Genomic DNA, 17,830 nt, shown 5'->3' on the forward strand with positions numbered 1-17,830 from the left:
TTCGTGGCATGGATTCTGCTGCCTTCCAGTTGCCTTTCAAACTCCCAGAAGCAACCAATGACCACGAAGAGCAACACTTTATTCAGCCGGCGTGACCTTCTCACGCTCATCGGCAAGACCGCGGGAGGCGGTGCGATGTACCAGGCGATGAGTTCGCTGGGTTTTGCTGCCGAGTCCAACTACGCGGGGCCGCCCCGGCTCGACGGTGCGAAGAAGGGCGCATCGGTGCTGATCCTGGGCGCTGGCCTGGCCGGCATGGCCGCCGCGCTCGAACTGCGCAATGCCGGGTATTCCGTCAAGGTGCTCGAATTCAGCCAGCGCGCGGGCGGCCGCTGCTGGACACTGCGCGGCGGCGACACCTTCACCGAACTGGGCGGCGCGGTGCAGCATTGCGGCTTCGCCGAGGGCGAGTACTTCAACCCCGGGCCGTGGCGCATTCCCTACCACCACCATGCGGTGCTCGGCTACTGCAAGCGGCTGGGCGTGGCGCTCGAGCCCTTCGTGCAGGTCAACTACAACGCGCTCGTGCATTCGAGCAAGGCCTACGGCGGCAAGCCGCAGCGCTACCGCCATGTGCAGGCGGACTACCAGGGCTATGTGGCCGAACTGCTCGGCAAGGCCTCCTCGCAGGGCAGCCTCGACACGGCGCTGACGAAGGAAGACAAGGAGAAGCTGCTCGAGGGCCTGCGCCGCTGGGGCGCGCTCGATACGCAGTTCCGCTACCGCGAAGGCACCATCAGCAGCGACCGCCGCGGCTACGAAGTCGATGCGGGCGGCGGCCTCATGCCGCTGGCCAAGCCCTCGAAGCCGCTGGACATGAGCGAGCTGCTGCAATCAAACCTTTGGCGTTACATCGCGAGCGGCCAAGACTACGAATTCCAGAGCGCGATCTTCCAGCCCGTAGGTGGCATGGACATGATCGCCAAGGCCTTCGCCAAAGAAGTCGGCAGCCTCATCCGATACGGCGCGAAGGTCACCAGGATCGAGCAGAACGACCGCGGCGTCACCGTCACCTACACCGACGAGGCCAAGGGCGGCGCAATCACGCAGGCCAAGGCCGACTGGTGCCTGTGCACCATTCCGCTGTCGGTACTCAGCCAGATCGACATCCAGGTCGGCAGCGCGATGCAGGAGGCCATCAACGCCGTGCCCTATGGCGCATCGGTGAAAGTGGGCCTGCAGTTCAAGCGCCGCTTCTGGGAAGAAGACGAGCACATCTACGGCGGTATCAGCTACACCGACTTGCCGATCTCGCGCATCTCGTACCCCTCGACGCGCTACGGCGCCAAGGGCAAGGCGGTGGTGCTCGGCGCCTATGTGTTCGACGGCCCCAACTCCTATGAATTCACCGCCATGGCGCCCGAGGAGCGCGTGCGCCGCGCGGTCGAGTTCGGCACGCAGTTGCATCCGCAGTACGCGAGCGAGTTCGACAACGGCATCTCCGTCGGCTGGCACCGCGTGCCGGGCACGCATGGCTGCTACGGCATGTGGACCGACGAGACGCGCGCCAAACACTACAAGAACCTGTGCCAGGTCGACGGGCGCATCGCGCTCGCGGGTGAACACGCGTCCTACATCCCGGCGTGGCAGGAAGGGGCCTTGCTCTCCTCGCTGGACGCCATCCAGCGCCTGCATGCCCGCGCGGTTGCCGCGTAGCCGCCGAGTGAAGGACATACCCACCATGAACAACTGCAAGACCATGATGAGTTTTTTCAAGCGCGCGCTGCTCGCCGTTTCGCTCGGGGCGCTGGCCGCGACGGCCCTCGCGCAATCGCCGGAGCCGGCGTTCTCGGTCGGCCCGAAATTCCAGGAGCTGTCGGGCGAGTCGATCTACCGCGCCACCTGTCAGGGCTGCCACATGGCGCAGGGGCAGGGCGCGAAAGGCGCGGGGACTTACCCGGCGCTGGCCTCCAACCCGAGGCTGGCGGCACCCGAATACCCCCTCTACGTGGTGCTCAATGGCCAGAAGGGCATGCCGGCCTTCGGCAAGATGCTGAGCGACGAGCAGATCGCCGCGGTGGTCGGCTATGCGCGCACCCATTTCGGCAACCAGTACCCCGAGGCGATTCCCGCCGAGACCGTCAAGAAGCTGCGGCCTTGAGATCTTTTTTTCACTCACCCGTGCAGAGACAACACCCATGACCATGCCCCCCCTCGCAAGGAAGCTGGCGCTCGCCGCCGCCCTGTCCACCGCCGCCGCAGGCGCCGCCCATGCGGCCGACGACGTCATCCGCCATCGCATTCCGAACTCCACCTTCCCGATCTCGGCGGCGGTCGAGGTACCGGGTTCCTTCACGAACGTTTACCTCTCCGGCCAGGTGCCGCCGCTGCAGGACGCGACGCAACCGAAGAACAGCGCGGCAGCCTACGGTGGCGACACCAAGGGCCAGACCGTCGGCGTGCTCAAGGCCATCGAGAAGAGCCTCACGGGCCTTGGCCTGACGATGGGCGACGTGGTGAAGATGCAGGTGTTCCTGGTCGGCGACCCGGCCAAGGACAACAAGATGGACTTCGCCGGCTTCATGGAGGGCTACACCCAGTTCTTCGGCACCACCGCGCAGCCCAACCTGCCGTCGCGCTCGGCCATGCAGGTCGCGGCGCTGGCCAATCCGGCCTACCTGGTGGAGATCGAGGTGGTCGCGGTGCGCCGCGCCAAGCCGGAAAAGCCGGAGAAGTAAGAAAGGGGGAAGCCGGCGCGCTATTCGCTCAGCCGCACGTAGGTGGCGAGCAGCGCGCTCTTCGCTGCAACGCCCAGTAGCACCGGGTTGGCCGCGCTCTCGATCACCGGCAGCCGCTCGCCCAGGTGCTCCAGGAAGCGCTGCAGCGCTTCGCCCAGGCCGGTGTCGGCGGTCAGCGGCAGGATGGCCTGCGAGAGCAGGGCGCCCGCGGTCGTCTCGATGGGTGCCATACCAAGAGCCGACAGCGGCACCACGCCGAGATAGCGGTTGTCCGCATCGACCACGTACAGATACTTCACGGGGTGCTGCAGGAAGAGCTTGCTCATCGCCTCGCGGTCCGCCTCGGGCCTGACCACCGTTTCGGCTGGCTGCACCAGGTCGCGCATGTGCAGCCCGCGCAGGCGCATCTGCGCGTCGCGCTGTTCGTTGCGGCGCAGGGTGATCTCGTACATCGAGCCGGCGTTGGCCGAGCGCGCGACGAAATACGCGATGACGCTCGCCGCCATCAGCGGCAGCATGACCTGGTAGCTCAGCGTCATCTCGAAGATCATCAGGATCGCCATCAGCGGCGCCTGCGTCGCGCCCGCCAGGAACGCACCCATGCCGACGATGGCGTAGGCGAACGGCGCCGAGCTTGCGGCCGGCCACAGCGCCTGCACGCCCTGGCCGAACAGCGCACCCACCATGCAGCCGAAGAACAGCGCCGGCGTGAACACGCCGCCCACCGCGCCCGAACCCGCCGTGGCCAGCGTGGCGACCGCCTTGGCCGCCAGCACCATCGCGATCAGCGTCCACGCCCAGGGCGTGTGCAGCACCGCATTGACCACGCTGTAGCCATTGCCCCAGACCTCGGGCACGGGCACAGACACCAAGCCCATCGCCAGCCCGCCCAGGGCCAGCCGCCACGGCAGCGCCAGCGGCAGCCGCGAGAACAGCGCGCGGCTGCCCTGCAGCGCACGCAGGAAGCCGATCACAGAAAAGCCCAGCAGCACGCCGAGCACGCAGAACAGCACGACCTCGGCGCCATGGATCTCCGGGAACGCCGGCATCCTGTAAGGCGGCTGGTAGCCGGGCAGCGCCCGCATCGCCACATTGGCGACCACCGAGGCGATGATGATCGGCCCCACGCTCTCCATTGCGATCGAGCCCAGCACGATCTCGGCGACGAAGAAGGCGCCGGCGATAGGGGCGTTGTAGGCCGCGGTCAGGCCCGCCGCCGCGCCGCAGGCCACCAGCAGCCGCAGCCGCTCGACCGGAAAGCGAAACACCCGACCCAACAGCGAAGCCGCCAGCGCTGCCAGCTGCACCATCGAGCCCTCGCGCCCGATGGAGCCGCCGCTGCCGATGCTGACCAGCGACGACGCGCTGCGCACCAGCGTCTGCGCCACCGGGATGCGTCCGTCGCCGAGCACGATGGCCTCCATGTAGTCGGAGGTGGCGCTGCGCTGCGCGACGCGTTTCGCCAGCACGAGCAGCAGCCCGGCCACGAGCCCGCCCAGCGTGGGGCAGGCAACGCGCGCCCACCACGGCAGGTGCTTGGCCGTCGCCACCAGCCCTTCGCCCGGCCCGAGCACCAGGTGCTCGAAGGCAAGGAGCGCCGCGCGGAAGACTTCGGTCGCCAGCGTGCCCAGCAGGCCGGCCCCGATGGACCACAGCAGCATCGACTGCCAGCCCGAGATGCCGAAGAGACGCTGCAGCGCAGAACGAAGATCCAGGAAGACCGAGGCGGGCCGCATCATGGCCGCCGATGTTAGCGGCGACCGCAACTTTCGAATTAACTGGCTGCCGTCAGGCTCTAAAATCCCGTCCGTTGGTGCCTGCGGCGTGGTTCACGCGCCGCGGTTCAACGGGAAGCAGGAGTGGAAGCCCCCGACCTCATCTGGTCGGAACAAGGCCGAAGCCGCCTGCGCTGCCCCCGCAACGGTCAAGCAGACGGCGCCGCAAGGCGCCAACCCCTTTCCATCGAAGCCACTGGGTGCCCTGAAACAGGCGCCTGGGAAGGCGGCAGGGGTCGTTCTGCCAGCCCGGATACCGGCCAACAAGGCGGCTGCCGCATGCGTGATCGATGCATGGGGCGGCCATGGCGCCCAGGCGCCGGCGGGGAGGCCGGCGAGGGGTATTGACGTTCGTTCGGCTCATTCCATGATTTCCCACGTTTGCTTTTCTCGCGGCCGCGCTCCTGCGCGCCGTTTCCGCCACGCCTGCCTGCCGCTGGCGCTGGCTACCGCCTTCGGCGGCCTGGCCCATGCACAGGAGGCCCCCACGCTCGGCGAAACGGTGGTCACGGCCAACCGCACGCCGCAGGCGCTGTCGGACCTGGTGGGCGACGTGTCCATCGTCGACCGGCAGACCATCGAGCGCAGCGGCGCGACCGGCGCGGCCGACGTTCTCTCGCGCCTGCCCGGCATCGAGATCTCGCGCTCGGGCGGCTTGGGCAACGCCACCAGCGTGTTTATCCGCGGCGCGGAAACGCGCTTCACGGCGGTCTACCTCGATGGTGTGCGCATCGACTCGCAATCGACCGGCGGCGCCGGCTGGGAAGGCATTCCGCTCTCGCAGATCGACCGCATCGAAGTGCTGCGCGGCCCGGCCGCCGCGGTCTATGGCTCGGATGCCATCGGCGGCGTGATCCAGCTCTTCACCAGGCGCGGCGAAGAGGGCGTGGCGCCTTACGCGGGCATCGGTTTCGGCAGCAACGGCCTGCGCAAGATCGAAGGCGGCGTGAGCGGCAAGTCGGGGCTGTTCGACTATTCGTTCGGCGTGGCGCATGAAGAAAGCAAGGGCTACAACGTGCAGCCCGCCAACAAGCGCAACGTGGTCAAGGACGGCTACGCCAGCCCCGACCGTGACGGCTACACCAGCACCTCGGGCAACGTGAAGCTGGGCTTCCAGATCACGCCCGACCAGCGCATCGATGCCACGCTGCTCACCAGCGAGATCAAGGCCGGCTACGACGCCGCCGTGTCCTACAGGACCAGGCCGCCCGTCCTGTTCCGCGACGACCAGTCGACCAACACCCTGCGCACCGCCGGCCTGACCTGGTCGGCCAAGTGGAACGACGTCTACAGCACCCGCGTGCAGGTGACCGATTCGCAGTCGGTCTACAAGACGCAGCCTTCGTTCTACCGCACCGAAACCAACCTGCGCGGCTACCTGTTCCAGAACGAGTTCCGCTTCGGCCCGCACCTGCTGACGGCCACGCTCGAACGCCGTGAGGACGCACTCGAAAACGCGCCCACCACTACATCCAAACTGCTGTCGCGCGACCGTTCGCAGGATGCAATTTCGCTCGGCTACGGCTTCGTGCAGGGCCCGCATTCGCTGCAGCTGCACGTGCGCCACGACAAGGACAGCGAGTTCGGCGGCAAGACCACCGGCAGCGCGGCCTACGGCTATGCCATCACGCCATCGCTGCGCTTTACGGCTTCTGCGGGCACGGCCTTCCGCGTGCCCACGCTGTATCAGCGCTTCAGCGAATTCGGCCTGGCCACGCTCAAGCCGGAATCGAGCCGCAACGTCGAGCTGGGCCTGCAGTACACCGAAGGCGCCACGCAGGCGGGCATCGTCGTCTACAGCAGCCGCGTGCGGAACCTGATCGGGTTCGATGGAACGGCCAAGGGCTGCGCCTCCTCGTTCGGCTGCTACTCGAGCACCGCGCGCGCCCGCTACCAGGGCGTCACGTTGTCGGGCAGCCAGCGCTTCGGCGACGTCACGCTGCGCAGTTCGTTCGACTTCCAGGACCCGCGCGACCTCGCCACCCACAACCTGCTGGCCCGCCGCGCGCAGCGCCACGCCACCCTGGGCGCCGACTGGCGCATTGCCGGCTGGACGCTGGGCGCCGAGGTGCAGACATCGAGCCGCCGCTACGACGATGCAGCCAACAGCGTGAAGCTGGGCGGATACACCGTGCTGAACCTGTCGGCCTCCACGCAGATCACGCGCGACCTCAACCTCGTGGCGCGCGTCGACGATGTGAGCAACAAGGACTACCAGTACGCGCGGCTGTACGCCAATGCCGGCCGCACCGCGTACGTCGGTCTCAAGTGGACGCCTCACTAAGCCAACCCTCGCCACGAAGCGGCGCCGCCGGTGCCGAGGCGGCCTCGTGCGCCGCCGTGCTGGTGGCCGCTCCGGCCTCGGGGCAGGGCAAGACCACCATCGCGGCGGCCCTGGCGCGGCTGCATGCGCGCCAGGGCCGCCGGGTGCGCGCCTTTAAGTGCGGGCCCGACTTCCTCGATCCGCACTGGCTCGCGCTGGCCACCGGCGCGCCGGTGCATTCGCTCGACCTGTGGATGACCGGCGAGGCCGATTGCCGCGCGCGCCTGCGCGCCGCAGCGGCCGAATGCGACCTGCTGATCGTCGAAGGCGTGATGGGGCTGTTCGACGGCACGCCCAGCGCGGCCGACCTGGCGGAGCGTTTCGGCCTGCCGGTGCTCGCGGTGATCGATGCGCACGCCATGGCGGGCACCTTCGGCGCGCTGGCCTACGGGCTGCAGAACTTCCGGCCCGGATTGCCATGGACGGGCGTGCTGGCGAATCGGGTGGCCAGCGAAAGGCATGCGGGCATGCTGAAGGACGCATTGCGCGAGCCTTCGCAATGGCTCGGCGCCTTGCCGCGCGACGCAGGCTTCACGCTGCCCGAGCGGCACCTGGGCCTCGTTGCCGCCACCGAACTCGGCGATGCGATGGCGCGGCTCGATGCGGTGGCCGATGTGCTGGCCGCCACGCCGCTCGGCCGGATGCAGGCCAGTCAGCTGCCGCAGGTGCGCTTCGAAGCGACTGAACCTGAAGCAGCCATTCCGGCGTTGCTGGCGGGGCGCACCATCGCCATCGCGCGCGATGCGGCCTTCTCGTTCATCTATCCCGCGAACCTCGACGTGCTCACTGCGCTGGGCGCGCGGCTGTCCTTTTTCTCGCCACTCGCCGGCGATGCCCTGCCGGCCTGCGACGCCGTCTGGCTCCCCGGCGGCTACCCTGAGCTCCATGCCGAAGCGCTGGCCGCCTGCGTGCCGATGCGCGAATCGCTCGCCGCGCATGCCGCATCGGGCAAGCCGGTCTGGGCCGAGTGCGGCGGCATGATGGCGCTGTTCGACGAACTGGCCACGCAAGACGGTGCACAGGTCCACCGCCTCTGGGGCCTGCTGCCCGGCCGCGTGACGATGCAGAAGCGGCTCGCGGGCCTCGGCCCCCAGCAGCTCACGCTCGGCAGCGACACCTTGCGCGGCCACACCTTCCACTATTCGCGCTGCGAAACGACGCTCGCGCCTGCCGCCCACACCGCTCGGCCTGGCGCAACGCAGGCCGTGGGCGCGCGCAGCGGTGAAGCGCTGTACGTGCACGGCTCGGTGCGCGCGAGCTATTTCCACGCGTGGTTTGCCTCCAGTCCGCAAGCCACAGCCCGCCTTTTCGGCGCCATGCCCATCGAGTGGGAGAGCGATGCCGCAACCGAGTAAGCCGAAGACCGCCGAGCACGAATTCATCCTGGGCGGCCAGAAGAGCGGCAAGTCGCGCCGGGCCGAGCAGCGCGCCATCGACTGGCTCGCCGCCGAGCCTCGCACGCACCGCGCCGTGCTGATCGCCACCGCGCAGGCTTACGACGACGAGATGCTGGAGCGCATCGTGCGCCACCAGGCCGACCGTGCCGAGCGCGTGCCCGGCATGCGCACCATCGAGGAGCCGATCGAACTCGCGCGCGCCATCGTCACGCAGAGCTCGCCCGAGACGCTGGTCGTCGTCGACTGCCTCACGCTGTGGCTCACCAACCTGCTGATGCCCATGCCTTCCGAAGACGCCCCGCCCGTGACGCGCACACCGGCAACGCACGTGGCGATGCTGCTGGCCGCGCTGCGCGAGGCGCGCGGGCCGGTGGTGCTGGTCGGCAACGAGATCGGGCTGGGCGTGATTCCGCTGGGCCGCGAGACGCGCGCCTTCGTCGACGCACTCGGCCGACTGAACCAGGACGTGGCCGCCGCCTGCGACCGCGTCACCCTGATGGCGGCCGGCCTGCCGTTGAGCCTGAAAGCGCCTGCCGCATGAAGAAGACGATCCGCATTCCACTGGCTGCGCTGGGCCTGGCCCTGTTCGCACTTGGCGCGCACGCCCTCGACGTGGTCGACGAACGTGGCGCAACCGTGAGCCTGCCGCAACCACCGCAGCGCATCGTCTCGCTGCTGCCTGCGCTGACCGAATCGGTCTGCGCGCTCGGCGCCTGCGACAGGCTGGTAGGCGTCGACCGCTACTCCAATTCGCCCGAGCAGGTGAGGGCGCTGCCGCAGCTTGGCGGCGGCATCGACCCGAACGTGGAAGCCATCGCCGCGCTCAGGCCCGATGCGGTGCTGCTCGCCAAGTCGTCGCGCGTGACGCAGCGGCTCGAAGCGCTGGGCCTGAAGGTGCTGGTGCTCGAACCCAAGAGCCACGCCGATGTGCAGCGCGTGCTCGACAAGCTCGACCAGGTGCTGGGCACGCATGAAGCGTCCAAGGTGTGGCGCGTGATCGATGCCAGCGTGTCGGCCGCCGCGCAGTCGGTGCCCGCGAGTGCGAAGGGGCTGCGCGTGTATTTCGAGGTGAACAGCGCGCCGTATGCGGCGGGCGAGTCGTCGTTCATCGGCGAGACGCTCAAGCGGCTCGGGGCGAAGAACATCGTGCCGGCATCGCTGGGGCCGTTTCCCAAGCTCAACCCCGAGTACGTGGTGCGCGCGAATCCCGACCTCATCATGGTCAGCGTGCGCAGTGCGCAGGGGCTGGAGCAGCGCCCCGGCTGGGCCGGCATCCGCGCGGTGCGCGAAGGCCGCATCTGCCGCTTCGACGCTGCGCAATCCGACGTGCTCGTGCGCCCCGGCCCGCGCATGGACGAGGCTGCGCGCCTGATGGCGCAGTGCCTGAGCGACAAGGGCGGCAAGCGGTGAACGCGGCGCTCAGGCATACGGCCCACCTGCGCCGCGTCCTGCTGCTCGGCGCGGGCCTGCTGGTACTCGGCGCGGCGCTGATGGCGCTGGGGCTGGGCATCGGCAGCACCGGTTTCGAAAGCCTGTTCGCGGCGCGGCACGACCCGGTGGCGCTGCAGATCGTGTGGGAGATCCGTCTGCCGCGCACGCTCGGTGCATGGCTGGCCGGCGCGCTGTTGGGGCTGGCGGGTGCGGTCGCGCAGGGGCTGTTCCGCAATCCGCTGGCCGATCCGTACCTGCTGGGCAGCGCCTCGGGCGCTTCGCTCGGCGTGGCACTGGCGCTGCTGATGTTCGGCGGCTCGGCCGCCAGCGCTCAGTGGGTGATGCGGCTCGGGCTCACGGGCGCGGCCTTCCTCGGTGCGGTGCTGGCGGTGATGCTCACGCTGATGCTGGCGCGCGGCGTGCAGCAGACGCTGCGGCTGCTGCTGGCCGGCGTGATCGTCGGCGTGGTGCTCGGCGCCGCGAAAGACCTCATCACCATCGCCTCGGCCGACATCCTGCAGGCGATCCAGGGCTTCATTCTGGGTAGCACCGGCCTCGTCGGCTGGAGCGCTTGCGCGGTGATGGCCATGGTCGGCGCGGTCTGCCTGCTGCTGGCCTGGGCGCTGGCGCCGGTGCTCGACGGGCTCGCGCTCGGCGAGGCCACGGCGCGCAGCCTGGGCCTGCCGCTCGGCGCGATGCGCGCGGCGCTGGTGGTGGTGCTGGCATTGGCTACCGGTGCAGCGGTGGCGCAAACCGGATTGATCGCCTTCGTCGGCCTGGCCGCGCCGCACCTCGTGCGCTCGGTCGTCAAGACCACGCACGCGCGGCTGATCGTGCTGTCGGCGCTGATGGGCGGGCTGCTGCTGATGGCGGCTGACCTGCTGGCGCGCTGGCTGATCGCGCCGCAGGAACTGCCGGTGGGTGTGCTCACGGCGGTGCTGGGCGGCAGCTACCTGCTGTGGCTGATGCACCGGCGCGGCGCGCGGAGTGGCGTGGCATGAGCGAGCGGCACACACCCGCCCTCGAAGCGCGCCGCGTGAGCGCCACGCTGGGCGCTACCGAGGTCCTGCACGACATCGACCTGGCGCTGTCCGCCGCCCGCTGGACCAGCATCGTCGGCCCGAACGGCGCGGGCAAGTCGACGCTGCTCAAGGCGCTCGCGGGCCTGCTCGCGCACCGCGGCGAGGTGCGGCTCTTCGGCGAGGCGCAGGCCAAGGTACCGGCGCGCATCCGCGCCCAGCGCCTCTCGTGGCTCGGCCAGAGCGGCACGGGCGAGGGCAGTGCCGACGACCTGATGGTCTACGACGTCGCCATGCTCGGCCGCTTGCCGCACCAGCGCTGGCTGGCTGCGCCCAGCACGGCCGACCGCGAGGCCGTGGAGCGTGCCCTGCGCAGCACGCAGGCCTGGGACTGGCGCGATCGTCCGCTGGGCCAGCTTTCCGGCGGCGAGCGCCAGCGCGTGCTGCTGGCGCGCGCGCTCGCGGTCGAGGCCGAACTGCTGCTGATGGACGAGCCGCTCGCCAACCTCGACCCACCGCACCAGGCCGACTGGATGCAGACTGCGCGCGCGCTCGTGGCCGGCGGCAAGACCGTGGTCAGCGTGCTGCACGAGCTGCCGATGGCGCTGGCTGCCGACGAGCTGGTCGTGATGGACCGCGGCCGTGTGGTTCACCATGGCGGCTGCGGCGACCCTATCACTCACGCCGCACTGGAACAGGTGTTCGACCACCGCATCCGCGTGCACCGGGTGGCGGACCAGTGGATTGCGTTGCCGCTATGACGTGCGCTGTGTTTTTTGCGCGTTGTTCGGGGTGCGCGCACACCCCGAAACAGCAGCCCCGAAACTGACAAGAGAACCCATGCAAATAGAAACCCCTCCCAGCGAGAAGCCCTACGAGAAGCCCGACGGCGAACGCCGCGGACTCGTCATCGTCAACACCGGCGACGGCAAGGGCAAGAGCACCGCGGCCTTCGGCCTTGCGCTGCGCGCGCACGGCCGCGGCAAGGCCGTGAAGATCTACCAGTTCATGAAGGTGCCGTCGGCGCGCTTCGGCGAACACCGCATGTTCGAGCAGATCGGCATTCCGATCGAAGGCCTCGGCGACGGCTTCAGCTGGAAGAGCCAGGACCTCGAACGTTCGGGCCAGCTCGCCCGCGACGGCTGGGAGAAGGCCAAGGCGGCGATCCTGTCGGGCGAGCACTTCCTGGTGGTGCTCGACGAGATCACCTACCCGCTGATCTACGGTTGGCTGCCGCTCGAAGGCGTGCTCGAAACATTGCGCGCGCGGCCCAAGCATGTGCATGTGGTGCTCACGGGGCGGCGCTGCCCGCCGGAGATCATCGAGCTGGCCGATACCGTGACCGAGATGACGCTGGTGAAGCACGCCTTCAAGGCGGGCATCCCGGCGCAGCGCGGCATCGAGGACTGAGGTGAATAGCTGTCGTCGTCGTCGTTCGGGGCGTGATCACGCCGACGGGGTACCTTGCTCCGCGAATGTCCCCCGGCCTTCGGCCTCCTCCTTTATTTCGCTGCGCAAGGCACTCCGCCGGCGTGATCGTTCAGAGCACTTGTTGATCGGCCAGCACAAGAGCAGCGCTGGTTGTGCACAGGGCACCGGGTGCTGCCCGCAGCGAAATAAAGGAGGAGCCGAAGGCGGGGGACATTCGCGGAGGGGAGTACCCGGTGGCCTGTGCACGCACCCCGAATGACGCATCACGCTTTCCCAAAAGACGAGACGCAGGCCGTCTACCGCGCCATCCACGAGCGCCGCGACATGCGCCACTTCGCAGGCGGGCAGGTCGAGCCCGAAGTGCTGCGCCGGCTGCTCGATGCGGCCCACCACGCGCCCAGCGTCGGCTTCATGCAGCCCTGGCGCTTCATCCGCATTCGCGGTGAAGCGCTGCGACAGAAATTGCACCACGTCGTCGAACAGGAACGTGTGCTCACGGCCCGTGCTCTGGGCGAGCGTGAAGACGAGTTCATGCGCCTCAAGGTGCAGGGCCTGCTCGACGCCGCCGAACTGCTGGCGGTGACGCTGGCCGACGGCCGCGAGAAGCATGTGTTCGGCCGGCGCACGCTGCCGCAGATGGATCTGGCTTCGGCCTCGTGCGCCATCCAGAACCTCTGGCTCGCGGCGCGTGCCGAGGGGCTGGGCATGGGCTGGGTGTCGCTGTTCGATCCGGCCGAGGTGTCGGTGCTGCTCGGCCTGCCCGAAGGCGCCGAGCCGATCGCGCTGCTGTGCCTTGGCCCCGTGCATGGCTTCTACGAAGAGCCGATGCTGCAGCGCGAACGCTGGGCGAAGCGCGAGCCGCTCGCTTCGCTGGTGTTCGACGAAGGCTGGGGCCGGCCTTCGGACCTTTTCGATCAACCGCCTGCCGTGGAGCCCACCTGATGCTGGCTTTCGATACCGTTCTCTTCGAGCTTGCGCGCCTGTTTCTCTGGCCGGTGACGCTGGGCGTGCTGCTGTCTTTCGTCTATGCCGTGTACTGCCTCGGCGCGTTCGGCATCGAGTATCTGCAGCGGCGCCGCGATCCGTTGCGCGCGCTGGTGCTGCAGCGCCACGCGCAGGCCAGCCAGGAGCAGATGGAGCTGGTCGTGCTCAAGCAGCTCGAAGGCGTGCGCCTGTGCAGCCGCGTGGCGCCGATGCTGGGGCTGATCGCCACCATGATCCCGATGGGCCCCGCGCTCGTGGCCGTGGCCTCGGGCGAATCGCAGGGCGTGGCGCAGAGCCTGGCGCCCGCGTTCGCGAGCGTGATCGTGGCGCTGGCCTCGGCCTCGATCGCCTTCGTGGTCTACACCGTGCGCCGCCGCTGGCTCATGCGCGAGCTGGTGGCGGTGCTCGACGCGCGGGACCGGCTGTCATGAGCAGTCGTCGCCAGTTTTCCATACTGAGCAGCCTGGACAGCGACGACGACGACCCGGTGCTCTCGACCATCAACCTGATCGACGTGTTCATGGTGGTGATCGGCATGCTGATGATCGCGGTCATCAACAACCCGATGAACCCTTTCGCGCAGGACAAGGTGACGATCATCCGCAACGAAGGCCAGCCGAACATGGAGATCGTCACGCGCGAGGGCCGCAAGATCACACGCTTCAGGGCTAGCGGCGCGACGGGGCAGGGCGACGGCGAGAAGGCCGGCACGGCATGGCGGCTGAAGGACGGCACGATGGTTTATGTGCCGGCCGATGCGGTGCCGGCGCAGGGCGGGAAGTGACGCGATTCCTCTTCTGGTTGTTGATGCTGGGGCTGGGCGTTTTTTCGCCGGCCCAGGCGCAGCAGGCTCCTTCCCGCGTCGTGGTGCTGAGCACGTCGCTGGTGTCTCCGGCGCGTGTGGTGAGGTTGCAGGCCGCGGCGCGCGAGGCGGGGCTGCCGCTGCAGGTGGTGTCGGCGTCGCAGGATTCGCCCGGGACGCTGGCCGCCGCGCTCGAAGGCGCGCGTTTGCTCGTCATCGATGCGCCGCACATCAGCGTCGCGCAGGCGGCGGCGGCACGCTTCGGCGACACGATTGCGCAGAGCTCTGCGCCGTATGTGCTGATCGGCGAGTTCGCGCTGGTGGCCAGGGGGCAGACCTCCGCCGCCGCGCCGCTGGCGGCTGAACGCGGTGTCGATGCGGCGTGGGCGCAGCGGGTGCGCGAGTACTGGCGCTTTGCCGGTACCGCCAACCTCGACGCGGCAATGAAGGCACTGGCGCAGCCCGGCAATCTCGCTGGCCTGCCCGATGCCGTGCCGCTGCCGCTGGCCGGCCTCTATCACCCGGCCTGGCCTCGCATCGAAACCGAGATCACCGCCATCGAGCGGCTGGCCGGCAGCGGCACGGTCGCCATCGCCGTCAACAGCGCCACCGTGACGGGCGACGACACCGGCTGGCTCGACACGCTGATCGCCTCGCTCGAACGGCGTGGCCTGCGCGCCTATGCCTTCTACGGCCCGCGCCAGCAGAAAGATCTGTTCTTCCGCATGACGCATGCCGGCGAACGGCGCATGGCCGATGCGATCGTCAATGCCTCGCTGGTCTTCAGCCCCAACGAGCGCAAGGCCGAGCTCGAGCGCATCGGTGTGCCGGTGCTGCAGACGCTGCCTTCGCTGGCGATGGACGCCGCGCACTGGGCGCAGAGCAAGGACGGCCTCTCGCAAACCGACATTGCCGCCTACTACAGCCCGAGCGAGCTGGCAGGCATGACCGACCCGATGCTCGTCAGCGCCCGCGATGCCGCGGCCGGCACGCTGCAGCCGTTGCCCGCGCAGATCGACGCCGTGGCCGACAAGGCCGCCGCGCTGTTGCGCCTGCAGCGCACGCCGGCTGCGGACCGCCGCGTGGCTATGCTGGTCTACAACTATCCGCCGGGCGAGGCGAACTTCGGCGCGTCTTTCCTCAACGTGCCGCGCAGCGTGAGCAACATGCTCGCGGCGATGAAGTTGGCCGGCTACCGCACCGAGCTGCCGGGCACCGACGCGCTGATCGCGCAGGTGCAGGCCACGATGAAGGCCTACTACCCGACGGGGCAGGGCGACGAACTGCAGCCGCTGCTCGACAGGAACCTTGCCGACGCGATGCCGCTGTCGCGCTACCTCGCGTGGTTTCGCGCGCTGCCCGCCGAGACGCAACGCCGCATCGAAAGCTACTGGAGCTCGCCCGAAAAATCGACCATGCTGCGCCCCGTTGCGGGCGAGCCGGCCTTCGTGATTCCGCGCGTGCAGTTCGGCAACGTCGTCGTGCTGCGTCAGCCGCCGCGCTTCGAGCCCGGCACTCAGGTGGCGGGCAAGGCCGAGCAGGTCTACCACCGCTCGGCCGTGCCGTTGAGCCATGGCTACCTCGCCACCTACCTCTGGCTGCGCACGCAGTTCGGTGCCAATGCGGTGGTGCACGTCGGCACGCACGGCACGCTCGAATGGTCGGCGGGCAAGGAGCGCGGGCTGTCGGTGCAGGACGATCCGCTGCTTGCGCTTGGCGATCTGCCGAACGTCTATCCGTTCATCATGGACAACCTCGGCGAAGCCACCACCGCCAAGCGCCGCGGCCGCGCGACGATGGTGAGCCATTCGACGCCGATGTTCGCACCCGCCGGCTTCCGGCCCGGCGTGCAGGAAATGCACGAGCGCATGCATGACTGGGAAACGCTGTCGCCCGGCCCGGTGAAGAGCGCGATGGAAAAGCAGCTGGCGGCCGAGTTCGTCGAACAGCACTACGACCGCGACCTGAGCTGGACACCCGCGCGCATTCGCGTGGACTTCGCGGGCTTCGTCGCCGTGCTGCATCCGTACCTCGACGAACTTGCACAGACCGCGCAGTCGCTGGGCCTCGCGACCTTCGGTCAGGCGCCCGATGCGCAGCGCCGCCGCATGACCATCCTGCAGATTCTCGGCAAGCCGCTGGTCGAGGCGCTCGGCGAAGACATCGACGAGGCTTTCCTGGTCGATGCGAAGAACATTGCCGATTCGCGGCCCGCGCGCTGGGTCGAGCTTGCACTGACCGATGCGCAGGCCGCAAGCGCCATGGGCAAGACCGCCGCCGAGAAGCAAAGTCTTCTGCTGCTGGCCGAACGCGCGCAGAAGCTCGACGCCGTGCTCGCGCACAACGAGGAAATCGAAGGCCTGCTGACCGCGCTCGACGGGCGCTACCTGAAATCGAGCTACGGCGGCGACCCGGTGCGCAACCCCGACAGTCTGCCGACCGGCCGCAACCTCTACGGCTTCGACCCGAGCCGCATGCCGACGCGCGCGGCGTGGGACACGGGCGTGGCCGCCATGGACGCGTGGATCGTCGAACACGCGAAGTCCCATGCCGGCAAGCCGCCGGAAAAGATCGCCTTCACGCTCTGGGCCGGCGAGGCCTCGCGCCACCAGGGCGTGCTGGAAAGCCAGGCCTTCTACGCCATGGGCGTGAAACCGCGCTGGGACGAGGGCGGGCGCATGGCGGGCATCGAGGTGATTCCTGCGTCGGTGCTGAAGCGGCCGCGCATCGATGTGCTGATCAGTGTCACCGGTTCCTACCGCGACCAGTTTGCCAACGCGATGCGTTGGCTCGATGAGGCCGTGCAGCAGGTGGCGGCCCTGCACGAATCGGGCAACGCCGTGGCGCAGCACAGCGAGGCACTGGCACGCAGGCTCCGCGCGGAAGGCGCTTCAGCGCAGGAGGCGCAGCGCTGGTCGACGGCGCGCGTGTTCTCGAACGAGCAGGGCAGCTACGGCGCCGGGCTGGAGGAAGCCGCGCTTGCGAGCGACGTGTGGAAGAGCCAGCAACGCGGCGGCGGCGACGCGCAGATGGCCCAGCTCTACATGGACCGCATGGGCCACGCCTACGGCAAGGGCCTCGACGGCGCCGCGCGGCCGGGGGCCTACGCGGGCAATCTCGTGCAGGTCGATGCGGCGTTGATGGCGCGCAGTTCCAACCTCTACGGCGTGCTGACCAACGACGATCCGTTCCAGTACCTCGGCGGCATCGCGCAGGCCGTGCGGCAACTCACGGGCAAGGACCCGGCCCTGTACGTACAGAACCTGCGCGACGGCGGCGCGGTGCGCACCGACACGGCCGCAGGCGCCATCGCGCGCGAGATGCAGACCCGCTACCTGCACCCGCAGTGGATCGAGGCGCAGAAAGCCGAGGGCTACAGCGGCACGCTGCAGGTGCTGAAGACCGCGCAGTTCCTCTGGGGCTGGCAGGTCACGGCGCCGCAGGCCGTGCGGCAGGACCAGTGGCAGTCGCTGCACGACGTGTACGTGCGCGACAGATACAAGCTGGGCACGCGCGAATGGCTGGAAGGCAACAATCGCGCGGCCTTCGCGCAGACGCTGGAGCGCATGCTCGATGCGGTGCGGCTGAATTACTGGAAGCCGGATGCGGCCACGCGGCGCGAGCTGGCGCGGGCCTATGAGGAGGCGGTGCGCGCGACCGGGCTGCGCGAGCGCAATGCGGGTGTGCAGCGGTTCGCCCGGGCGGAGCTGTCGCCGCCTGCGGCTTCGCACAAGCCGAGCGCGTCGGTCGAACCCGTGGTCGCGGCTGCATCGGCGTCGGCACCGGTGCAAACACCGGCGGCTGAGCCTGCACCCGATAGTCCCCATCCCGTCAGCGGCCTCAAGCTCGAACCCACGCCCGCCGAGGCGCCATCGCCCAAGGCCGAGGCGGTCGTCCTTCGGCTCTGGGTCGCGTTGGGCGCCGCACTGCTTGTCGCACTCGGTGCGCTGATGCAGTGGCGCCGGGGCAGGGCGCCTGCCTGATTCGCGA

The 17,830-nt window shown here is 69.1% G+C and carries 15 protein-coding genes and 1 riboswitch; of the genes, 14 read left to right on the forward strand and 1 reads right to left on the reverse strand.

All coding sequences use genetic code 11. From position 1 onward, the window contains the following. Positions 1–57 precede the first annotated feature (57 nt). Genes ASD05_RS12630 through ASD05_RS12640 form a run of 3 tightly spaced genes read left to right on the forward strand, consistent with a single transcriptional unit; the run spans position 58 to position 2,678 of the window. Positions 58–1,656: a flavin monoamine oxidase family protein gene (locus ASD05_RS12630; protein ID WP_056592503.1), complete on the forward strand. Its 1,599-nt coding sequence runs from the start codon at positions 58–60 to the stop codon at positions 1,654–1,656. Positions 1,657–1,681: 25 nt separating this feature from the next. After that, positions 1,682–2,101, forward strand: a complete 420-nt coding sequence (locus ASD05_RS12635) for a c-type cytochrome (protein ID WP_235507953.1) — start codon at positions 1,682–1,684, stop codon at positions 2,099–2,101. Between the two features lie 37 nt (positions 2,102–2,138). Continuing rightward, entirely contained in the window at positions 2,139–2,678 is a 540-nt protein-coding gene (locus tag ASD05_RS12640) for a RidA family protein (RefSeq protein WP_056592507.1), read from the forward strand. Between the two features lie 20 nt (positions 2,679–2,698). Here the strand turns inward: ASD05_RS12640 and ASD05_RS12645 are convergent, their stop codons facing one another. After that, the gene (locus tag ASD05_RS12645; protein WP_056592510.1) at positions 2,699–4,417 is read right to left on the reverse strand and encodes a ClcB-like voltage-gated chloride channel protein; all 1,719 of its coding nucleotides are present in this window, start codon (positions 4,415–4,417) and stop codon (positions 2,699–2,701) included. A gap of 55 nt (positions 4,418–4,472) precedes the next feature. Beyond that, a riboswitch (cobalamin riboswitch) is annotated at positions 4,473–4,733 on the forward strand. A gap of 87 nt (positions 4,734–4,820) precedes the next feature. Here ASD05_RS12645 and ASD05_RS12650 point away from each other — a divergent pair. The 11 genes from ASD05_RS12650 (at position 4,821) to cobN (ending at position 17,823) form a co-directional block, all read left to right on the forward strand. After that, on the forward strand, positions 4,821–6,737 hold the full coding sequence (locus ASD05_RS12650) for a TonB-dependent receptor domain-containing protein (RefSeq protein ID WP_056592513.1): 1,917 nt from the start codon (positions 4,821–4,823) through the stop codon (positions 6,735–6,737). Beyond that, positions 6,722–8,131, forward strand: a complete 1,410-nt coding sequence (locus ASD05_RS12655) for a cobyrinate a,c-diamide synthase (protein ID WP_056592517.1) — start codon at positions 6,722–6,724, stop codon at positions 8,129–8,131. The genes ASD05_RS12650 and ASD05_RS12655 overlap by 16 nt, the downstream gene beginning before the upstream one ends. After that, a complete protein-coding gene (locus ASD05_RS12660) occupies positions 8,115–8,714 on the forward strand; it encodes a bifunctional adenosylcobinamide kinase/adenosylcobinamide-phosphate guanylyltransferase (protein WP_056592520.1) in 600 nt (199 codons plus the stop codon). The genes ASD05_RS12655 and ASD05_RS12660 overlap by 17 nt, the downstream gene beginning before the upstream one ends. Continuing rightward, positions 8,711–9,583, forward strand: coding sequence for an ABC transporter substrate-binding protein (locus ASD05_RS12665; protein ID WP_056592523.1), 873 nt, complete (start codon positions 8,711–8,713; stop codon positions 9,581–9,583). The genes ASD05_RS12660 and ASD05_RS12665 overlap by 4 nt, the downstream gene beginning before the upstream one ends. After that, complete coding sequence (locus tag ASD05_RS12670; RefSeq protein ID WP_056592526.1) at positions 9,580–10,605, forward strand: FecCD family ABC transporter permease; 1,026 nt, start codon at positions 9,580–9,582, stop codon at positions 10,603–10,605. The genes ASD05_RS12665 and ASD05_RS12670 overlap by 4 nt, the downstream gene beginning before the upstream one ends. Further along, positions 10,602–11,384, forward strand: coding sequence for an ABC transporter ATP-binding protein (locus tag ASD05_RS12675; protein WP_056592529.1), 783 nt, complete (start codon positions 10,602–10,604; stop codon positions 11,382–11,384). The genes ASD05_RS12670 and ASD05_RS12675 overlap by 4 nt, the downstream gene beginning before the upstream one ends. A 79-nt stretch (positions 11,385–11,463) precedes the next feature. Continuing rightward, positions 11,464–12,033 carry a cob(I)yrinic acid a,c-diamide adenosyltransferase gene (gene cobO / locus ASD05_RS12680; protein ID WP_056592532.1) on the forward strand — a complete coding sequence of 190 codons (570 nt, stop codon included), beginning with the start codon at positions 11,464–11,466 and terminating at the stop codon, positions 12,031–12,033. Between the two features lie 276 nt (positions 12,034–12,309). Continuing rightward, on the forward strand, positions 12,310–12,996 hold the full coding sequence (gene bluB, locus ASD05_RS12685; protein WP_056592536.1) for a 5,6-dimethylbenzimidazole synthase: 687 nt from the start codon (positions 12,310–12,312) through the stop codon (positions 12,994–12,996). Then, positions 12,996–13,469 (forward strand): MotA/TolQ/ExbB proton channel family protein, encoded by a 474-nt coding sequence (locus ASD05_RS12690; RefSeq protein ID WP_056518872.1) that lies wholly within the window; start codon positions 12,996–12,998, stop codon positions 13,467–13,469. The genes bluB and ASD05_RS12690 overlap by 1 nt, the downstream gene beginning before the upstream one ends. Continuing rightward, the gene (locus ASD05_RS12695; protein ID WP_056592538.1) at positions 13,466–13,822 is read left to right on the forward strand and encodes a DUF2149 domain-containing protein; all 357 of its coding nucleotides are present in this window, start codon (positions 13,466–13,468) and stop codon (positions 13,820–13,822) included. Before ASD05_RS12690 ends, ASD05_RS12695 begins: the two co-directional genes overlap by 4 nt. Beyond that, positions 13,819–17,823, forward strand: coding sequence for a cobaltochelatase subunit CobN (gene cobN / locus ASD05_RS12700; protein ID WP_056592541.1), 4,005 nt, complete (start codon positions 13,819–13,821; stop codon positions 17,821–17,823). Before ASD05_RS12695 ends, cobN begins: the two co-directional genes overlap by 4 nt. Positions 17,824–17,830 lie beyond the last annotated feature (7 nt).

Origin of the sequence: Variovorax sp. Root434 (assembly GCF_001426595.1) — a bacterium.
Classification (GTDB): Bacteria; Pseudomonadota; Gammaproteobacteria; order Burkholderiales; family Burkholderiaceae_C; genus Variovorax.